Source organism: Streptomyces sp. NRRL F-5126, from assembly GCF_000721265.1.
In the GTDB taxonomy this organism is placed as follows: Bacteria; Actinomycetota; Actinomycetes; order Streptomycetales; family Streptomycetaceae; genus Streptomyces.
The window spans coordinates 427573-446610 of sequence record NZ_JOFZ01000012.1 but is presented as its reverse complement, the minus strand read 5'-3'; the positions used below and the strand labels follow the sequence as shown (position 1 = coordinate 446610).

The 19038-nt window shown below is 71.5% G+C and carries 17 protein-coding genes; 11 read left to right on the top strand and 6 right to left on the bottom strand.

The genetic code is table 11. The annotated features are described in order from the left end of the window. The first annotated feature begins 37 nt into the window (after positions 1–37). A complete protein-coding gene (locus tag IH48_RS0126790; protein WP_234434392.1) occupies positions 38–1408 on the top strand; it encodes an MFS transporter in 1371 nt (456 codons plus the stop codon). Positions 1409–1998: 590 nt separating this feature from the next. Here the strand turns inward: IH48_RS0126790 and IH48_RS0126785 are convergent. Continuing rightward, complete coding sequence (locus IH48_RS0126785) at positions 1999–2223, bottom strand: hypothetical protein (protein WP_030909867.1); 225 nt, start codon at positions 2221–2223, stop codon at positions 1999–2001. A 77-nt stretch (positions 2224–2300) separates the two neighbouring features. Here IH48_RS0126785 and map point away from each other — a divergent pair, with 77 nt between their 5' ends. Both map and IH48_RS0126775 read left to right on the top strand, forming a co-directional pair. Beyond that, on the top strand, positions 2301–3158 hold the full coding sequence (gene map, locus IH48_RS0126780) for a type I methionyl aminopeptidase (RefSeq protein ID WP_030909864.1): 858 nt from the start codon (positions 2301–2303) through the stop codon (positions 3156–3158). Between the two features lie 216 nt (positions 3159–3374). Continuing rightward, positions 3375–4034 (top strand): heme oxygenase (biliverdin-producing), encoded by a 660-nt coding sequence (locus IH48_RS0126775; protein WP_030909861.1) that lies wholly within the window; start codon positions 3375–3377, stop codon positions 4032–4034. A gap of 9 nt (positions 4035–4043) precedes the next feature. Here IH48_RS0126775 and IH48_RS0126770 read toward each other — a convergent pair whose 3' ends face one another. Beyond that, on the bottom strand, positions 4044–5180 hold the full coding sequence (locus tag IH48_RS0126770; RefSeq protein WP_051840743.1) for an MFS transporter: 1137 nt from the start codon (positions 5178–5180) through the stop codon (positions 4044–4046). A 202-nt stretch (positions 5181–5382) separates the two neighbouring features. Here IH48_RS0126770 and IH48_RS0126765 point away from each other — a divergent pair, with 202 nt between their 5' ends. Then, complete coding sequence (locus tag IH48_RS0126765) at positions 5383–6387, top strand: ArsR/SmtB family transcription factor (RefSeq protein ID WP_030909854.1); 1005 nt, start codon at positions 5383–5385, stop codon at positions 6385–6387. Between the two features lie 73 nt (positions 6388–6460). Then, complete coding sequence (locus IH48_RS0126760; protein WP_037843280.1) at positions 6461–7426, top strand: hypothetical protein; 966 nt, start codon at positions 6461–6463, stop codon at positions 7424–7426. 79 nt (positions 7427–7505) lie between these two features. Here IH48_RS0126760 and IH48_RS0126755 read toward each other — a convergent pair whose 3' ends face one another. From IH48_RS0126755 to IH48_RS0126745, 3 genes are all read right to left on the bottom strand, one after another. Then, complete coding sequence (locus tag IH48_RS0126755; protein ID WP_030909847.1) at positions 7506–8867, bottom strand: glycine cleavage system protein T; 1362 nt, start codon at positions 8865–8867, stop codon at positions 7506–7508. Between the two features lie 126 nt (positions 8868–8993). After that, positions 8994–9992, bottom strand: a complete 999-nt coding sequence (locus IH48_RS34535) for a helix-turn-helix transcriptional regulator (RefSeq protein WP_051840619.1) — start codon at positions 9990–9992, stop codon at positions 8994–8996. 159 nt (positions 9993–10151) lie between these two features. Continuing rightward, on the bottom strand, positions 10152–11567 hold the full coding sequence (locus IH48_RS0126745; protein WP_030909842.1) for an aminomethyltransferase family protein: 1416 nt from the start codon (positions 11565–11567) through the stop codon (positions 10152–10154). A 575-nt stretch (positions 11568–12142) separates the two neighbouring features. Between IH48_RS0126745 and IH48_RS0126740 the strand changes: the two genes are divergently transcribed. From IH48_RS0126740 to IH48_RS34530, 4 genes are all read left to right on the top strand, one after another. Then, the gene (locus tag IH48_RS0126740) at positions 12143–13036 is read left to right on the top strand and encodes a methylenetetrahydrofolate reductase (protein ID WP_051840617.1); all 894 of its coding nucleotides are present in this window, start codon (positions 12143–12145) and stop codon (positions 13034–13036) included. Beyond that, entirely contained in the window at positions 13033–13965 is a 933-nt protein-coding gene (locus tag IH48_RS0126735; protein WP_051840615.1) for a bifunctional 5,10-methylenetetrahydrofolate dehydrogenase/5,10-methenyltetrahydrofolate cyclohydrolase, read from the top strand. Before IH48_RS0126740 ends, IH48_RS0126735 begins: the two co-directional genes overlap by 4 nt. Then, positions 13962–14840 (top strand): formyltetrahydrofolate deformylase, encoded by an 879-nt coding sequence (gene purU, locus IH48_RS0126730; protein ID WP_199810008.1) that lies wholly within the window; start codon positions 13962–13964, stop codon positions 14838–14840. The genes IH48_RS0126735 and purU overlap by 4 nt, the downstream gene beginning before the upstream one ends. Positions 14841–14921: 81 nt before the next feature. Continuing rightward, complete coding sequence (locus tag IH48_RS34530) at positions 14922–15941, top strand: alpha/beta fold hydrolase (RefSeq protein WP_051840613.1); 1020 nt, start codon at positions 14922–14924, stop codon at positions 15939–15941. A gap of 20 nt (positions 15942–15961) precedes the next feature. Here the strand turns inward: IH48_RS34530 and IH48_RS0126720 are convergent, their stop codons facing one another. Then, positions 15962–16909 (bottom strand): ACP S-malonyltransferase, encoded by a 948-nt coding sequence (locus IH48_RS0126720; RefSeq protein WP_051840611.1) that lies wholly within the window; start codon positions 16907–16909, stop codon positions 15962–15964. A 204-nt stretch (positions 16910–17113) separates the two neighbouring features. Here IH48_RS0126720 and IH48_RS0126715 point away from each other — a divergent pair, with 204 nt between their 5' ends. Together IH48_RS0126715 and IH48_RS0126710 are read left to right on the top strand one after the other, a co-directional pair. Beyond that, on the top strand, positions 17114–18787 hold the full coding sequence (locus tag IH48_RS0126715) for an acyl-CoA carboxylase subunit beta (protein WP_078850054.1): 1674 nt from the start codon (positions 17114–17116) through the stop codon (positions 18785–18787). Continuing rightward, entirely contained in the window at positions 18784–19011 is a 228-nt protein-coding gene (locus IH48_RS0126710; protein ID WP_078850053.1) for an acyl-CoA carboxylase epsilon subunit, read from the top strand. Before IH48_RS0126715 ends, IH48_RS0126710 begins: the two co-directional genes overlap by 4 nt. Positions 19012–19038: the final 27 nt, after the last annotated feature.

Here is a 19038-nt window from a genome sequence, read left to right as displayed (position 1 = left end):
TGCCCTGCGCACGTACGAGCGCCGAACATGACACCTCGTGCCGCACCCCTCGTCCCCCCGCCTCCTGCGCCGCGCCTCCCGCAGGGCCCTCGCGGTCCTGCCCGACCTGGCGCCGCTGCGCACGCTGCGTGACTTCCGCCTGCTCTGGTTCCAGGGGCTCGTGACCTCGTTCGGCAGCTCGATGACGATGGTCGCGCTGCCCCTGCAGATCAAGGAGCTGACCGGCTCACCGTTCGCCGTGGGGGCGATGGGCGGCGTCGAACTGGTGCCGCTGATCGTCTTCGGCCTTTACGGCGGCGCGCTCGCGGACGCCGTCGACCGGCGCCGGATCATCCTGTTCTCCGAGGCCGGGCTCGGCGTACTCGCCCTGGGCCTGCTGGCCAACTCGCTGCTTGCCCGCCCGGCGCTGTGGCCGCTGTACGTGGTCGCGGCCGGGGTGTCGGCGCTGTCCGGGCTCCAGCAGCCCGCCCTCGGCTCGCTGATCGCGAGGATCGTGCCGCACGACCGGCTGACGGCGGCCTCGGCGCTCAACTTCATGCGGGGCCAGCTCGCCGCCGTGGTCGGCCCCTCTCTCGCGGGCGTCGTCGTCACGTACGTGGGGCTGCCTGTGGCGTACACGGTGACCGTCGTCGGCTTCCTGCTCACCGTCCCGATGTGCCTGCGGCTCGCGCCCGCGCCGCCGCTCCACGAGATGTCGCGCCCTTCGCTGCGCAGCGTCGTGGAGGGCGCCAGGTACGCGTGGAGCAAGCCGGTGCTGCTGGGCACGTACGCGATGGACGTGGCGGCGATGTTCTTCGCCTACCCGGTGACGCTGTTCCCGTTCCTCGCGGACGAGCTCGGCGCCAGGTGGGCTCTCGGGCTGATGTACGGCGCGATTCCCTTCGGTTCGATGCTCGTGACCGGCACCAGCGGGTGGGCGGCGAGGACCAGGCGGCACGGCCGCATGGTCGCGATCGGGGCGGGGAGCTGGGGGCTCGCCATGGCCGCGGCCGGGCTGATGTCCAACGTCTGGCTGGTCCTCGTGTGCCTGGCGGTCGCGGGCGGCGGCGACATGGTCAGCGGCCTGGCGCGGCACACGATCTGGGACCAGACGGTCCCCGACGAGCTGCGCGGCAGGCTCGCCGGCATAGAGGTGCTGTCGTACAGCTGCGGCCCGCAGCTCGGCCAGGTACGGGCGGGTACGACCGCCGGCATCACGGGCACGCGCCCGGCGATCTGGGGAGGCGGTTTCGCGTGCGTCGCGGCGGTGGGGCTGCTGGCGGTGGCGCTGCCCGGGCTGATGACGTACCACGCGGACACGGACCCCGACGCGGTGCGCAGGCGCGCGCAGAAGGAGGCGGCGGCGCGCGCCACCGCCCCGGACGACGCGCCCGGCGCCGGGGCCGCGGCCGAGGCGCCGGGGGCGTAGGGCTCCGTGCGGCGGGGCACGGGCCCCGGAGGGGGCGGGCGCGGCGGCGCCCGCCGCCCGCTCCGCCACGCGGCCACCCGCCTGCCGTCCGAGGCGCCGGGCCTGCCGGCTTGCCCCTGTCCGCCGTCCACGGCGCGAGGCTTGCCGCCGCGTCGCCGTCCGGCCCGCCTGGTCCGCCCTCCACGGCGCCGGGCCCGCGGCCACACGGCCGTCTGCCGTCCATGGTGCGGGAGCCGGGCCTCGCTCCGGGGCCGCCGCCCTCCACGGCGCCGGGCCCGCGGCCACACGGCCGTCTGCCGTCCATGGTGCGGGAGCCGGGCCTCGCTCCGGGGCCGCCGAGGGTGTGGGCGCGGGGGCCTGCCGTCGCGCCTCCGTCCGGGCCGCCCAGGCCGGGCGCTGGGGCCGGCGAAGGGGGCGGAGTCGGCCGTCGAGGTCATCGCGGCGGCCGTGCGGGGCCCGCGGCGATGGTCCCGGGCAGGGCCGAGCCGGCCGGCAGGCCGACGGCCCCGCGCTACCCGCGGTGGGCCGCACGACGGGCTCGGTCCGTGCCCCGTGGCGGGTGGCGGGTGGCGGCCCGGGCCCGCCGCCCGCTACGGGCGAGGCGCGTCACCGCCGTCGTTCCACTTCGGGTCGGTGTCCCACTCGCGGTTGCGTTCCTTCACCTTGTCCATCGCGTGTTCCGCCTCGGCGCGTGTCGCGTACGGCCCGAAGCGGTTCTTCGCGGGGCACTGCATGCCTTCCTCCACCGCCTTGTGCTGGAGGCAGTAGTACCACTCGCCCGCCTTGGGCTCCGTGCGCTTCTTGAACAGTGCCATCGTCGTCCGTTCCTTCCGTCTCCGTCACGGTCATGCTGCCCCGCCGGGCGCGGCGGGACGCTGGTTAGACTCGCTCCATGTCTGGCCAGCCGCTTCTCGTACCAGGAAAGCTCTCCCCCGTGCGCGCCGTCCCCGCCGCGATCCCGCGGCCCCCGTACGTCGGCAAGCCGGCGCCCGAACCGTACGGCGGGCCCGACGTGCAGACGGACGAGACGGTCGAACTCATGCGGATCGCCGGTCGCATCGCCGCCGACGCGCGCGAGGAGGCGGCCAAGCACATCGCGCCCGGCGTCACCACCGACGAACTCGACCGCGTCGCACACGACTACATGTGCGACCACGGCGCGTACCCGTCCACGCTCGGCTACCGCGGTTTCCCCAAGTCGCTGTGCACCTCGGTCAACGAGGTCATCTGCCACGGCATCCCGGACTCCACGGTGCTGCGGGACGGTGACATCGTCAACCTCGACGTAACGGCCTACATCAACGGCGTACACGGCGACACCAACGCGACCTACCTGTGCGGTGACGTGGACGAGGAGTCCCGGCTGCTCGTGGAGCGCACCAGGGAGTCGCTGGCCCGCGCGATCAAGGCCGTGCGCCCCGGCCGGCAGATCAACGTGATCGGGCGGGTGATCGAGTCGTACGCCAAGCGGTTCGGCTACGGCGTGGTGCGCGACTTCACCGGCCACGGCATCAACACCGCGTTCCACTCCGGGCTCGTCGTGCCGCACTACGACAGCCCGCACGCCACCACCGTCATCCGTGAGGGCATGACGTTCACCATCGAGCCGATGCTGACGCTCGGGTCCTACGACTACGACCTGTGGGACGACGGCTGGACGGTCGTCACGAAGGACCGCAGGCGCACGGCGCAGTTCGAGCACACGCTGGTCGTCACGGCGGCGGGGGCGGAGATCCTCACGCTGCCCTGAGCGGGCCGGCGGGCTGCCCTCAGGCAAGCAGGCAGGCAGGACGCCGGCGCGCGGTCGCCGGCGCGCGCGGTCCCGGGCGTCCCGGGTTACGGTTTTTCCGCGACGCGACACCGGGTGCGCGAGGGCGGGCGGACGGGCGGCAGGGCTGGCTAGTTAGGTGAGCCTAAGCTAACCTTCTGGCGTTCCGGTCGTCCCCCGTGCCAGGAGGTTCCGCCCGTGCCGACAGCCACCGTTCCCTTCTCCGTCCAGCTCCGCGAGGCCTCGGCGTGCCGGCATGCGGCGGCCAGGGCATCCGGCTTCGTCAGCGCGCTCCTCGATGGCGGGCTCGGGGTCGACGCCTTCGCCCGCTACACGGAGCAGCTCTGGTTCGTCTACGCGGCGCTCGAAGGGCGCGCCACGGGCAAGAGCCCGGAGGAAGACCCCGTCGCAGGGCCGTTCCGCAGGCCCGAACTGGCCCGTACCCCGGGGCTCGCGCGCGACCTCGCCTACCTGCGCGGCCCCGACTGGCGCCACGACCTGGCCCCGCTGCCCGCCACCGCCGCGTACGCGGCGCGGATCGAGGAGTGCGCGGCCGGCTGGCGCGGCGGCTACGTGGCGCACCACTACACCCGCTACCTGGGCGACCTGTCCGGCGGGCAGGCCCTGGGCGACCGGGCGGAGAAGCAGTGGGGCTTCGCGCACCGCGGAGACGGCGTCCGCTTCTACGCATTCGACGGGATCCGCAACCCGGCCGCGTTCAAGCGCGAGTACCACAGGCGGCTCGACGCGCTGCCGGTGAGCGGGCAGGAGAAGTCGCGGATCGTCGACGAGTGCCGGCGCGCGTTCGACCACAACAGCGCGGTCTTCCGCGAGCTGGGCGAGCTGTACCTCACCTGAGGCTCTGCCTCAACCGCCTGAGGGCTCCGCCCCGACCCGCGGTGGCGTGCCCCGCACCGCGGGCGACAGCAGGACCAGCGCCACCGCCGTGGCCAGCGCGCCGACCAGGAACGTGCCGCGCACCGCCACCAGCGGCAGCGTGAGCCCGCCCGTCAGGGCGCCGAGCGCCACGCCGGTGTTGAACGCCGCCGAGTTCGCCGCGACCGCCGTCTCCGTGCGGCCGGGCGCCACCCGCAGCACCAGCGCCTGCGCCGCCATCACCACCGGCGCGACCGCCAGGCCGAGCAGCGCGAGCATCACCACCGTCACCCAGCGCACGCCGCCCGCCGCCCACAGGCCGAGCATCGCGGCGGTCTGCAGCGCCACCGGCACGGCCAGCATGGTCCACGGCAGCCGGTCGAGGAGCGGCCCTGCCGCCGCGATGCCCGCGAGGGCGGCGACGCCGAACACGAACAGCAGCGGGCTCACGGCCGCCCCGGAGAAGCCGCTGACGTGCGTCAGGAACGTCTCGATGTACGTGAAGCCCGTATAGGCGCCCGTGCCGGACAGCGCCGTGGTCGCCAGCACCACCGCGAACGCACGCCGGTCGGGCGCCGCGCCGTACGCCGCGTGGCCGGTGCCGGGACGCGACACCGGAAGGCAGGCCGCCACCAGGACGAGCGCCGTCGCGCCGAGCACCGTCAGCACGGCGAACGGCGCCTGCCAGCCCGCGTGGCGGCCGAGCCACGTGCCCGCGGGGACGCCGAGCGCCGTCGCGAGCGAGCCGCCGACCGACAGCAGGCCGATCACCCGGCCCCTGCGCGAGGGTGGGAAGAGACCCACCGCGGCGGGGCCCATGACCGCCCAGAACAGGGCCTGCGCGAGCGCCGTCGCCAGCCGGGCGGCCAGCAGCACCCCGTACGAGCCCGCGAGCGCGGACGCCAGGCTCGCCGCCACCAGCACGGTGAGCACCCCGCCCAGCACGTGGCGGTGCGGGACGGCGCGCGTGGCGCGGGCCAGCGGCAGCGAGAACACCGCCACGGTCAGCCCGTACCCCGTGACCAGGTAGCCGACGGCGGCGAGCGGCACGCGCAGGTCGCGCGAGACGTCGGCGAGCAGGCCGACCGGCAGGTTCTCCGTCGAGTTGAAGGTGAACGCGGCGAGCATCAGGCCCGCCACGACGATCGCGGAGCGCGCGGCGGACGCGCTCGCGGGGCGTGCGGTGGTTGCCGGCTCGATGGCCAACGGTTCCTCCGGGAGGACGGCGGGGCGTGGCAGGGCGCCGGTGGAGAGCGTGGCCGCCGCCGTCGGCCGGGCACTAGTGTTTCGGCCTGAGCCGAATCGAACGGCGGCCGGGAGGACCCACGCCATGCCCCTGCACATGCGTCTCGGCACGGAAGACCTCACGCGCTGCCGGTTCGCCGTCTCGCCGCTGTGCCAGACCCACGAGGCGCTGCGCCTGCTGCGCCGCCCCGAGCGGCACCGCTACCACCGCGCCTGGCTCACGCGCGTACGGGCGGCGGCGTCCCGGCTCGACCTGTCCGACCTCTGGCTGTTCATGCCGCGCGGCCGCGGCTACACGCCGGACTTCCTCGGGCCGCCGCCCGAGGCGCCCGTCGCTGCCTTCGAGGACGAGATCGCGCGCTTGAGGGCGACGGACCCCGCCATGGCGCGTGTGGAGATGGCGCGTTCGCTCGAGTGCACGCCAGGCGCGCTCGAGTCCGCCCGCGGCAGGGAGTTGCTGGCCGATCCGGCCGCGGCCGTACACCTGCTCGCGGACGTCACCGAGCGCGCCTGGCACACCCTGCTCGCCCCCGACTGGCCCCGTCTGCGCGCCCTGTTGGAGGCGGACATCGCGCACAGGTCGCGGCGGCTCGCGAGCGGCGGGCTCGAAGCGCTCTTCGCCGACCTCGACGACCGTGTCGTGTGGTCGGCCGGCACCCGAACCCTGCGGGTGGGGGACGTGTTCCCGGGGTTCCCCATCACGCAGCGCCTGGACGGGCGCGGTGTGCTGCTGATGCCCAGTGTGTTCGTGTGGCCGGACGTGATCAGCGGCTTCGCGCCGCCGTGGCAGCCGACGATCCTCTACCCGGCCCGCGGCATCGGCGAGTTGTGGGGAGGGACCGCGCGCCCCGACGCGTCGGATGCGCTGGTGCGGCTCATCGGCGCGAACCGCGCCCTGCTGTTCGCCGGGCTCGTCACCCCGGCCTCCACCACCGAGTTGGCACACCGGACGGGCTTGGCCCCCTCGTCCGTCTCCGGGCACCTGTCGGTGCTGCGGGACGCGGGGCTGCTGACGTCACGGCGCCACGGCCACCAGGTGCTGTACGAGCGGACGGCACTCGGCCGGACGCTGACCGATCCGGGCCGGTAGGCTGCTGCGGACGGTTGGGGGCTCCACGAGGGCCGGGGATCCGGGAAGCAGAAGGCGACCGATGAGAAGGCGTATGCGAACGGCGTGGCTCGCGATGGCGACGACCGCGGTCCTGTCGCCGGCCGCGAGCGGATGCGTGACGGTGCACGGCGAGCTCGCGGTCGTCCCGGCCGTGAAGCGGGGGGAGGCGGCGCAGGCGCTCAAGGGGTTCGTCGCCGCGTACAACGCCGCCGACAAGGCGTACGATCCGGCCCTCGACAGGGGCGAGGTCTCCGGCGCGCTCGGCGCGATCAACCAGGCGGGGCTGAAGTCGAAGTCGGTGACCAGTCCGGGCGGCAACGAGCAGCACAAGGACCTGGTGCTGACCGACGCGCGCTACACGATTCCCGAGAAGGCGGGCTGGCCCCGCTGGTTCGTCGCCGACGCCGCGCCCCAGGGGCAGCGGGCGGGCGGCTCGCATGCCCGGTGGGTGCTGGCGTTCGTCCGCGACGCCCCGGACGCGTCCTGGCGCGTCGCGTACCTGACGATCATGGCGCAGGACGCGATACCGCAGTTCAAGAAGGACGGCGACGGGTACGCGGTCGCGGTCGACGGCACGGCGGACGGGCTCGCGGTCGCTCCGGGACGCCTGAGCTCCGCGTACGCGAAGTACCTCAAGACCGGCAGCCCCGACGACTTCGCCCCCGGCCCGCACACGGACCAGTGGCGCGCGCAGCGCGCCAAGACGGCCAAGCAGCCCGCCTCCACGATCCAGTACGTCGACCAGCCCCTGAAGGACGGCGACTTCAAGCCGCTGGCGCTGGCGACGAAGGACGGCGGCGCGCTCGTCTTCTTCGCGACGCGCTACTTCCAGCGCCAGACCACGGCGGCCGGCTACCGCCCCGACCTCCCGGCGGACGTCAAGCCGCTGACGAAGGGCACGGTGAAGTCGAGCCTCACCAAGGAGTGGGTGTCGAGCCAGGTCGCCGAGGTCCCGAAAACGGGCAAGGTGCAGGTGGTCAGCCGCCTGGAGGGCGTCATCGCGGCGACGGGCTCGTAGCGGCGGTCCCCTCCCGGAGGCGACCGGCCCCGCCCGAGGGCGTGGACGGCCCTCTTCCGCGGCCGGAGCACTCACACCGTCAGGTTTGTTGCGTGGTGCGAACACGCACGCGGACGGTGGTCTCCTTGTGCGTCTCGACCTGGAGCTTGTGGCCGATCGATGCCTCGTCGCCCCAGACGAGTGTGAGTTCGGTGCCGTCGACGGCCATGGCCTCCTCGATCATCCCGAGGGAGACGAAGTGGCCGTGGTTGACGGTGTACATGGGGTCCATGGCGACGCCGGCGACGTCGTCGCCCGCCAGCACCTTGTCGTAGTGGATGACGCCGAAGCGGGTGGTGGGCACGCCCAGGTGCTTCGCCCTCCCGGAGGCCCCGAACAGGCTGCTGGCCATGACGCGCGCCACGTCCTCGTCGTGCCACTCCAGCCACACCTTGCGACGGTGCGGCCCCTCGGTCATGTTCTCCAGGGCCTCCCGTCCGATGAAGTCGTGGTCGAACGCGATCACCCTTCCGTAGCCGAGGTCGTAGGGCGTGACGTAGTAGTCCTCGGCGTTCTCGGAGTGGAAGCTGCCCGCGAGGGAGGCCCTCGCCTCGAAGCCCATGGCCGGCAGCCACTCACGGTAGGCCTTCATGTCGTCGCCCGTGTACACCGCGGCGAGGGGAAGGCCGATCCAGCCGGACTCGTTCGATGTGGTCGGGTAGGAGCGTGCGCCACCGATCCTCATGCCGAACGGCCTGCCCGCTTCGACGAGTGCGGAGTAGACCTTGTCGTGGTCCTTCCAGGGCCCGGTCATCTCAAGACCGGTCATCTCCTGGCCCGGGACTCCGACCATGGTGTGGTTGAGCGCGCGGACGGTCGTGCCCGCGATCCCGAACTCGCCGATGTTGAAGAACCTGATCCGCGGGATCGATCCGCCGGCGGCGGCCTTGACGATCTCAAGCGCGTGCGGGCCCTGGACCTGCAGGCGAAAGAGCAGCCGGTCGCCCGGGTTCCACGGAGAGGCCTCGTCGCGGGTGACGGTGACGTCGTAGTCGCCGATCTCGCACTGGTACTGTACCCAGTTCGCCGCTGCCGGCCCCCCGACCAGCGAGTACTCGTCATCGGCGAAGGCGAAGACGATCGCGTCGGCGATCATCCGACCCTGCGGGTTGACGGCGACGAACTGCTTTGCCTTGTCCTTCCCGAACTTGGCGAAGGAGTTGACGCCGACGTCGGAGAACAGCCGCTTGACGTCGGGGCCCTTGAAGTAGACATCGCTCATGTGGAACGACTGGTCGAACAGGATCGCCGTGCGGCGCCACGACTCCTGTTCGTCGCGCCAGTTCGTGTACTCCTCCTGCGGAATCGGAAAGCGGTAGGAGCCGCCGGGCAGATGGCGGAGCATGAGAGCCGGGTTGCCCCCGGCCTGCTGGATAGCCTGTTCGAGGCTTGTCGGGTTCACGGGTGGGTGCCTCCTCGTAGTGGCGCGGCGGGGCCGACAAGGCCCGGACGTGCAGGACGACGCTACGAAGGGCGTACCGGCGCGACTATCCGTTGCGGCCCGTAGGCCTGTGCATTTTCCGAATTCTCAGCGCCCGGCGCGGGCGAGCGTCTCCCCGGGCATCTCGCCGAACCGAGCACGGTACCGGGCCGCGAAGCGCCCGAGGTGGCCGAATCCCCACCGGTGGGCGATCTCGGTGACGGTGATACGCGGCGGATCGTAGTCGCGGAGGTCCTCGTGGGCGCGTTCCATTCGGACGCGCTGGAGGTAGTGCAGCGGGGTCTCGTCGAGTTCCCTGCGGAATGCCAGTTCGAGCGAGCGCACGCCGACGTTCACCGCGCGAGCGAGGTCCGGAACGGTGTACACGGCCTGCGACTCCGTGGCGATGAGGTCGATCACCTGCCGCACGCGAGAACCGCTCGTTGGCTGATCGGTGCTGTAGATGACGTCGGTGTGGTTGTTGGGCACCGACAGCCAGATGGTGCTCAGCGCCTGCTCGCGAAGATGCCTGGCCAGGGGCAGTGGCATGGTGTGGTTCGGGCCGAACCGCGAGAACACCTCCGCGAAATGGTGGATCGTCCCCAGCACGGAGTTCGGTCCCAGGCCGGTCGTCAGCGGAGAGGTCGCCCTGAACGGTTGTTCGCCGGCTTGGGGAGCGATCCAGTGCAGCGCTCGCGAGAGCTCCTCCGTGTCCGCCTTCAGTGCCATCACCACGGTGTGCGGTATCCAGCGAAGGCGCATCGCGCCGTGGCCGGGCGAGAACACCACCATGGACCGGCCCGGTGTGGCGACGTACTCCCGCCCACGTTGCTCGACGGACAGCGCTCCGCTGATCGGCACCAAGGCCGAGACGCTGCCGTCGAAGCCCGGGCGGTCGATCGTGATCTCGGCCCCGTAGCGGACGACGCCCACGGTCACGGGCTTGACCTGCACTGATTGGAAGGCCGCCGAGAAGTCCGCCAGCCTCCCACTGACCTGCAGCCGGTGCGGCGAGGTGATCAGCATCGCCTGCTCCTGCGCCTTCAAGGGGTCCCTGGTCCGGAACAGTTCGAAGTCGAGGAGAGGATCGGTCTCGTGCCGGGTCATGGTCGGATCTCCAACGCATCATCGCGGGGGAGCGGCTCTGTCCGACCTATCTCGCTCCTGGCGGCCTCGGAGTGTGTCGGACAGGCTCCACGGCAGCACGGTAGCGCAGTCTCGGCACGGCGGCCTGGGAGCCGCCGGGCATTCCCCGGTATTGCCTGGCTAGGCGCGATTCGCGGCCCCGGTCGACTGGGTGGTGTAGGCGAACGGGGCAGGTGCCACCGTCGCCCTGATCTCGGCCTGCCGGTGCCGCTCGACCCGGGGCTTCCGCGATCCTCCGTCGGGCTCGCCCCACACGACGGTGACCTCGGTGCCCGGGGCGGCGTATGCCGCTTCGATCATCGCGAGCGAGAGGACTCTGCGCTCGTTCGCGGTGTAGCCGCAGAACGTCGAGAGCCCGACGAGCCGGGAGCCGACGCGGATCTCGTCGCGCTGGGCGAGCAGCCCGTAGTCCGCGATGGGGAAATCGAAGTATTTGCAGGGAAGCTCCTGCTCCCGGTCGAGCATGGACGCGATCACGGCCAGTACGTCATCGCGGTCCCAGACCAGTGTGACCCTTCGGCGGGGAGGGTGCTCGGCCAGTGTCTCCAGAGCGGCCCGCCCGATGAAATCGTGGTCGAACTTTACGATGTGGTCGTAGCCGAGATCGTAGGGAGTCACGTAGTAGTCCTCGATGTCATCGCCCCGGTAGCTTCCCGCCAACTGGAAGTTCGCCTCCCAGCCGTCCGCGCTCAGCCATTCGCGGTAGCCCCGCATGTCTTCGGCCGAGTACACGGCGGGAAGCGGCCCGGCGATCCAGCCGGACTCGTAATTCGTGCTGAAGTATGACTTCAACCCGCCCAGCCTGAGCCCGTGTTCCTTTCCTGCTTCGATGAGCGCGCCGCGCACGGCGGCCCCGTGTCCGAACGGACCCGAAATCTCGTAGGCGCGATGGCGGCCGGCCATCCCGTGGCGCAGCACCATGACATCGACGCCCCTGACTCGGGCGTCGAACACGCGGAACGATCCCGATCGCGGAAGGGGCTCCTCGGCCACGGCCTGGAAGATCTCGGTGGCTCTCGGCCCGTCAAGCTGGAACCGGAAGCGGGCTCGGGTGCCGGATTCGTTCTCGGCCGTGTTGTTGTCCCGCTGGATCTCGACGTCCCACGGCCCGGTGGTCGCCTGGTACTCGATCCAGTTCAGCAGTGGCATGCTGCTCACGAGTTCGTAGGTGCCGTCGGCATGCGCGTACAGGATGCAGTCGCCGATGACCTGCCCCTGCGAGTTGCAGCCGATGAACTGCTTGGCGATCCCCGGCCCGAGGTTGGCGAGGCTGTTGACGCCGATCCGGTTCAGCAGCTTCAGCGCGTCGGGCCCGCGCAGGAACAGCTCGGGCATGTGGTGCGACTGATCGAAAAGGATCGCCGACTCGCGCCAGGCCAACTGCTCGTCCCGCCAGTTCGAGAACTCCGCCGGAATCGGGATGAGGTCGCCGCGGGTACGGATGTTCGGACCGAGCGTGTCATTGGAGAAGTAGTCGACCGGATCTGCTGTGGAGTCCAACAGGTCCTGGAGTGACATGCCTGCGCTCGTGCTCATCTCCGGGCCTTTCTCGAGTTGCTGAGGGCTGGTCCTCTGGACTCCGGTGACGCTAGGCCGGCGCATCGCGCGGCTCAATCCGCGCAGCGAAGGGCCAGGTGCGCTTTGCGAAGCCCCCGAGCGGAACGCTCACCGCGGCCCACCGCCGCGGCCGCCTCGCACAGCAGGTGCGACGACGCGCAGGTGTCCGCCGGGGCGCGTCGTCCCGCTCTCCAGGCGTGGGCCACCCAGGGGGCATGGGAAAACGCCATGTGCTCAAATTATCGAGAATCACTTGCAATCTCGACGGCGATGAGGCAGCCTGCCGGAGGCGCGATCGGCCGGCCGCGGAGCATGCATGCCTGCTCCAGGGCCTGCGCCTGCGCCCGGGCACCTCGCCACGTGGATCTCGCTTCGAATAGTGCACGGCAGGCGTTCGCTGGATGGCTCGGCTCGGCCGGCGCCGCACGTTAGCTTTTCCTCTCGACATCCGCGACCTGTTTCCTCGATATGGCCCGCGGTATTCCAGAGAAGGTTTCACGAGTACGCCCGTGGCCGAGCGCTGCGCGCACGAATGCAGAGGTGAAGGGAAAACCATGACGCTGGATGAGTGTGAGAGCGTCAGCCGTCCGGGGCTTCGGCAACCGGCCGACCTGATCGCTGCGGCGTCGCTGGAGGTGATTCCACTCAAAGGGGCCGCCGAGAAGCTCAAAGCGGCGCCGACGGGTTCGACGGTGACGATCACCTGTTCGCCGAAGTTCGGGCTGGAGCGGACGCTTGAGCATGTCGAGTCGGCGGTAGCGGACGGATACCGGGTGGTGCCGCACCTGGCCGCGCGGATGGTGCCGGACGAGCAGTCGCTGCGCCGGTTCGTGGCCCGGGTGCGCGAGTTGGGCGTGGACGGCCTCTACGTCATCGGCGGTGACGCGGACGAGCCGACAGGGAAATTCGACTCGGCAGGTCAAGTCCTCGACGCCCTGTCGCTGTTCGACCACCGGCTGGGGCGGATCGGCGTGGCGTGTTACCCGGAGGGCCACCCGAAGATACCCGACACGGACCTGCTGGAGGCGCTTCGGGACAAGCAGGTCCACGCCGACTACATGGTCAGCCAGCTGTGTTTCGACGCCGGGGTTCTCGCCGCCTGGATCAGGCAGGTGCGGGCCGCGGGAGTCGGGTTGCCGCTCCGCATCGGGCTGGCAGCGCCGATCAAGACGGCGCGTCTGGTGGAACTCTCGCTGAGGATCGGGGTGGGCCAGTCCATCCGGTACCTGTCGAAGCAGCAGGGAATGGTCGGCAGCCTGCTGCTGGGCCGCTCCTATGCCCCGGAGGAACTGCTTGCCGGGATGGGAGAGGGGCCGGCGAGCGACGATTCCCGGGTCGAGGGCCTGCACATATTCACCTTCAATCAGATCGACGTGACGGTCGCGTGGCAGCGACGGCTCACCTCACGCGGCGGCACGCCGGACCCTGACAGGGGAGCGCGGCGATGACGGCCGAGGTCATCGACGGCAGGAAGACCGCCTTCGAGTTGAGGGAAGTGGTCGCCGAGGAGCTGCGCTCGGCCACCGTGGCCGGGGTGGCGGTGGGCCTGGCCACCGTGCTGGTCGGGGACGACCCCGCGGCGGCCGCCTATCTACGGCGCATCGACCGGACCGCGGCCCGACTCGGAGTGGCCCGAAGGAGGGTGGCTCTCCCCGCTGCGGCGCAGCAGGCCGAGGTCATCGGGGCACTGGCCGGGCTCAACCAGGATCCGGCGGTGTCAGGAATCCTGGTGCTGCGCCCGCTGCCGGGGCACATCGGCGAAGCGGCGGTGTTCTCGGCGTTGGCCCCCGTCAAGGACATCGAGGCGGTACACCCCGAGAACGCCGGACTGCTGGCGCTGGGTTCGCCGCGGTATGCGCCCTCCACGGCGGCGGCGGTCTTCCACGTCCTGGACCGGTGGCTCGACCAGGCCGGCGAGGAACGCTCGGACTTCTACCACCGGGCTCGTCTGCTGGTGGTGGGCCGGTCGAACAACGTGGGCAAGCCGCTGGTGTCCCTCGCCTTCGCCAGGCAGGCCGCGGTGGGCAGCGTGGACGAGTGGGCGAGTGCCGGGAACCGGCTCGGTGCCCACACCCGCGGGGCTGACGTGCTCATCGTGGCCGCCGGTGTGCCGGGGCTGATCCGGGCCGAGCACGTCCGTGCGGGAGCGATCGTCCTGGACGTCGGGATCAACCTCGTCCCCACCGCCGGCGGAGGCCGGCGGATCACCGGGGACGTCGCGTTCGACGAGGTCGCTGCCCGGGCTCGCGCCATCACCCCCGTACCCGGCGGGATCGGCCCCGTCACCGACCTGTTGCTGGTGCGCAACACCATCGTCGCGGCCCGCAACGCCGCGGGGGCGGATCCGTGTGGGGCGAACGAGAGGCTGGAGACGTGACCGAGACCGGTGTGCGGCCCGAAGCCGGGCTGGTGCTGACCCTCTCCTGTCCTGACCAGGCCGGTGTCGTGCTGGCCGTGGCCCGGTTCGTGGCCGAACAGGGGTGCACCATCACCGAGAGCCAGCAGTTCCGCGACCCGGAGCAGGGCCGGTTCTTCATGCGCCTGCGCTTCGAGCAGGTCAACGGCCGGACGCTGGACCTGCCCCTGGTGAGAAGCGCCTTCGCCGCTGTCGCCGCCCCGTTGCTGATGTCGTGGCGTCTGACCCGGGCCGCGGAGCGGCAACGCGTGCTGATCATGGTGAGCAGATACGGGCACTGCCTCAACGACCTGCTCTACCGGGCATCGACCGGCGCACTGAACATCATCGTGGCCGCCGTCGTCTCCAACCACCCCGATCTCGGCGCGATGGCCGACAGCCACGACGTGCCCTTCCACCATGTGCCGGTCATCCCGGAGAAGAAGGCAGCCGCCGAAGCGCGCCTCCTGGAACTCGTCGATGACCTGGACGTGGACCTGGTGGTGCTCGCTCGGTACATGCAGGTCCTCTCCGGGGAGCTGTGCCGCAAGCTCGACGGGCGTGCGATCAACATCCACCATTCGATGCTGCCGAGCTTCAAGGGCGCGCGCCCTTACCACCAGGCCCACCGGCGTGGCGTCAAGCTGATCGGTGCCACCGCCCACTACGTGACGGCCGACCTCGATGAAGGGCCCATCATCGAACAGGAGGTCACCCGCGTCGACCACTCGATGTCCGCGAGGCAAGTCACCGCCATCGGCCGCGACAACGAATCCCTCGCACTCTCCCGAGCTGTCCAGTGGCATGCCGACAACCGTGTGCTGCTCGACGGCCCGCGCACCGTCGTCTTCCGCTGACGCGGCTCGATCGGGCCGTCCGGATCCACCGGCCGGTGCCGCCGCCCCTCCGTCCATCGGCGCTCAACGAGGAGTTGCAGAATGACCAGTAATACGGACCCGAGCACCTTTGTCCACGAACCCCTGACAGAGCGTGCCCGCAAGGCACTGGAGGAGTCCGTCGCCCGGCTGACGTCGGCCGAAGTGGCCGGCGACCTCGACGACCTCACGCCACCCCGAGCGAACCACGACGGCGACACCGAGACCATCGGCTCGACGTCTGTCACCCATCGGTTCGCCGATGCTCCCGGCGAGAGCGAGACAGTGCGCTGGCACTACGTCGAGGCCGGGCCCTCCGACGGTGAGCCGGTCGTCATGCTGCACGGCATCCCCGACTCCTGGTACATGTGGCGCCACCAGATCGACGATCTGGCCCGGCGCGGCCACCGGGTGCTCGCCATCGACCTCAAGGGTTACGGCCAGTCCGAGAAGCGAGCCGGCGACTACCGGCACGAGGGTGTGTCCGAGCAACTGCTCGCGCTGCTCGACCTCATCGGAGTCGACCGGTTCAACATGATCGGCCACGACCGCGGCACGGTCATCCTGGACTACCTGGGGGGCAACCACCCGGAGCGCGTCCTGCGCTACGTCCGCGGCGAACAGCACCTGTGGTACTTCAACCCCGAGCTCGCGCCTCAGGAAGCGCTCTTCGCCGACTACCGGCGCAACGTCATCATGCGCGAGCCCGGACGTTTCGTCCTGCTGTGCTACGGGGCCCTCGCGGTCCGCCCGGTCCCGCGGGAGGACCTGGTGCGCACGGCACAGGAGTGGAACCGCGAAGGGATCGCCGACGCGGCGCCCCGCTACTTCAACTCCTCCACGTTCCGCAAGGAGTGGATCGACCGCAGGACCCGGCTGATCCCGGCGTGGAACTTCCCGATCCTGCTGCTCCAGAGCCGGCATGACGGCTTCCAGCCCCATGAGTTCTACGAGCGGGCACTTGAGCACGTACCGTCCGCGCGCCTGCGCCTCGTGGACGCGGGGCACTTCTACCAGCTGGAGAATCCGGAGGAGACCGGCACGGCCATCAGGGAGTTCCTCGCCGAGCCTGCGACCGCGTAGCCCCGTGCCGTGCGGCGCCGTCAGGCTGCCTGGGGGACGGGCAGCTCGAAGCGGTGCGACGTGACGCCCCGCAGCGTGCGCCGGGTCAGTCCTGACAAGGTGGCCCCGGGACCCATGTCGAGGAAGTCGGTGCAGCCCAGCTCCTCGTGCAGCACACCGAGCGTGTCCGCCCACCGCACCCGGCTGACGAGCTGGCGGGCGCACAGGTCGCGCCAGTGGGGGCCGCCGCGGTGCGGCCTCGCGTCCACGTTGGCCACCAGCGGGATCGTTCCCTCGGCGAACTCCGTGGCGTCCAGGGCGCGGCGCAGATCCGCGCCCGCCGGCTTCATGAACGGGGTGTGGCAGGCGGCGGTGACCGGCAGTACGCTGCAGCGCAGGCCCGCCTCGGACGCTCTCGCCGACGTGTCCGCCACGGCCTCGCGGCTGCCCGCGACCACCGTCTGCCGGACGCTGTTGTGGTTGGCCACCCACAGCTCTGCGCCGTTCGCGCGGGCGGCGTCCACCAGGGCCGTGACGTCCGCCAGTTCGCCGCCCATCACCGCGGCCATCGCCCCGGGCCGGCGCGCGGACGCCGCGGCCATGGCGCGGCCGCGCTCGCCCACCAGCCAGGCGGCGTCCGCCACGGGCAGTGCCCCGGCCGCCACCAGCGCCGAGTACTCGCCGAGGCTGTGCCCCGCGACGGCCGCCACCCGGGTGTCCGGCTCGCGCCGGCGGAACTCCGACCAGGCCATCAGGGACACGGTGAACACGGAGATCTGCGCGTGGTCGGTGCGGGACAGGGTCTCCTGGCCGGCCGAAAGCAGCAGCTCGGCGACGTCGAAACCGGAGGCCCGGGAGACGGCGTCGACCAGCTCCCACGACGGGGTCCCCCGCCACGGCTCGCCCATGCCGGGGCGCTGGACGCCCTGGCCGGGAAACAGGACGGCGTAGCGCGGCCCGGCGGTGGGCCCGTGAACGTGCGCGACCATGATCTGCCCTCTCGGTGAATTTCGTCGAGTCCTACGTCGTTCCCGTACAGCGTCCCCGGGACCGCTCAAGACTCGCGTGCGTTCCGCTCAAGGCCCGGAAAAGGGGACAGCGGCTTTTTCGCGCCTTGAGTCAGGCATTGTCCGCGCCCCCGAATCCTTCTACCGGGCTGCCGACCGGTGGCGCCCCGAAGGGAGGAACACGGCATGACCACCGTGGTCGAGAAACCCGTGACGGAGAATTCGGTGTCCTTGGCGCGGCCCGCTGCGCCGGCTTCAGGACCGCATTCCGCGGCGGAACCCATCCCCGCGCCCGAGCCCGAGCAGCCCGCCACCGTGCGGGCCCGCGTGGACTCTCTGCGCCGGCTGCGCGCCGAGGTGCAGGCAGGACCGGGCCCGCGTGCCACCGAGGCCCAGCACGCCAGGGGCAAGCTCACCGCCCGGGAGCGCATCGAACTGCTCCTGGACGAAAGTTCGTTCACCGAGCTCGAGCCGCTGCGGCGGCACCGTGCGACGGGGTTCGGGCTTGAGCACAAGAAGCCGCACACCGACGGTGTCGTCACCGGCTGGGGCACGGTCGAGGGACGTCAGGTCTTCGTCTACGCCCACGACTTCCGCATCTTCGGCGGCGCGCTCGGCGAGTCGCACGCCGCGAAGATCCACAAGCTGATGGACCTGGCCGAGGCGTCCGGCGCGCCCTTGGTGAGCCTGTGCGACGGCGCCGGCGCCCGCATCCAGGAGGGCGTCACCGCGCTCGCCGGATACGGCGGCATCTTCAGCCGCAACGCCCGCTCCTCGGGCGTCATCCCGCAGATCAGCGTGATCCTCGGCCCGTGCGCCGGCGGCGCGGCCTACTCGCCGGCGCTGACCGACTTCACCTTCATGGTGCGCGGCGTGGCCCAGATGTTCATCACGGGGCCCGACGTCGTGCAGGCGGTCACCGGCGAGCGCGTCAGCATGGACGAACTCGGCGGTGCCGACGTGCACGCCACGGTCTCGGGCGTCGCGGCGTTCGCCTACGACGACGAGGCCGGCTGCCTCGAGGACGTGCGCCACCTGCTGTCGTACCTGCCCTCCAACAACCGGCAGGCGCCCCCCGTGCTGCCCTGCGACGACCCTGCGGAGCGGCGCACCGACCGGCTGGCCGAGGTGGTACCGGCCGACCCGGCGCGCGGGTACGACGTGCGGGAGGTCGTCGAGGAGGTCGTCGACGACGGCGAGTACTTCGAGATCCAGCCGGCCTGGGCGCTCAACGTGGTGTGCGCCCTGTCCCGGATCGACGGGCACGTGGTCGGCATCGTCGCCAACCAGCCCATGGCGAGCGCCGGTGTGCTCGACATCAAGGCCAGCGAGAAGGCCGCGAGGTTCGTGTCGCTGTGTGACGCCTTCAACATCCCGCTCGTCACGCTGGTGGACGTGCCCGGCTTCCTGCCCGGCGTCGACCAGGAGCACGGCGGGGTGATCCGGCACGGCGCCAAGCTGCTGTACGCGTACTGCAACGCGACCGTCCCGCGGGTCCAGGTCATCCTGCGCAAGGCGTACGGCGGCGCGTACATCGTGATGGACTCCCGCTCGGTCGGGGCCGATCTGTCCTTCGCCTGGCCCACCAACGAGGTCGCCGTGATGGGCGCCGAGGGCGCGGCCAACGTCGTCTTCCGCCGGCAGATCGCCGCGGCCGACGACCCCGCCGCCATGCGCGAGCGGATGGTCAAGGAGTACAAGGCCGAGCTGATGCACCCGTACTACGCGGCCGAGCGAGGCCTCGTCGACGACGTCGTGGAACCGGGGGAGACCCGCGCGGTGCTCGCCCGATCGCTGGCCATGCTGAGGGCCAAGCACCGTGCGCTGCCGCAGCGCAAGCACGGGATCACACCGCTGTGAGGGGCGTACCGTCCGTCGCCGACGTGCTGGGCGAGGCGGCCTTCCGGGTCGTGCGCGGCAACCCGGGGCCCGATGAACTGGCCGCGCTCGTGGCCGTGGTGAGCGTCGTACGCGCCCGGGCGGCCGCCGCCCCGGCCGGGCCCGACCGCCCTGCGGCGCCCCGCGCGACCTGGGACCGGCCCGACGACACCTACAGCTCTCCGCTCGCCTGGGTGGCCGGATAGCGCTCGCGCCTTTTCGCGGGCGCGGCC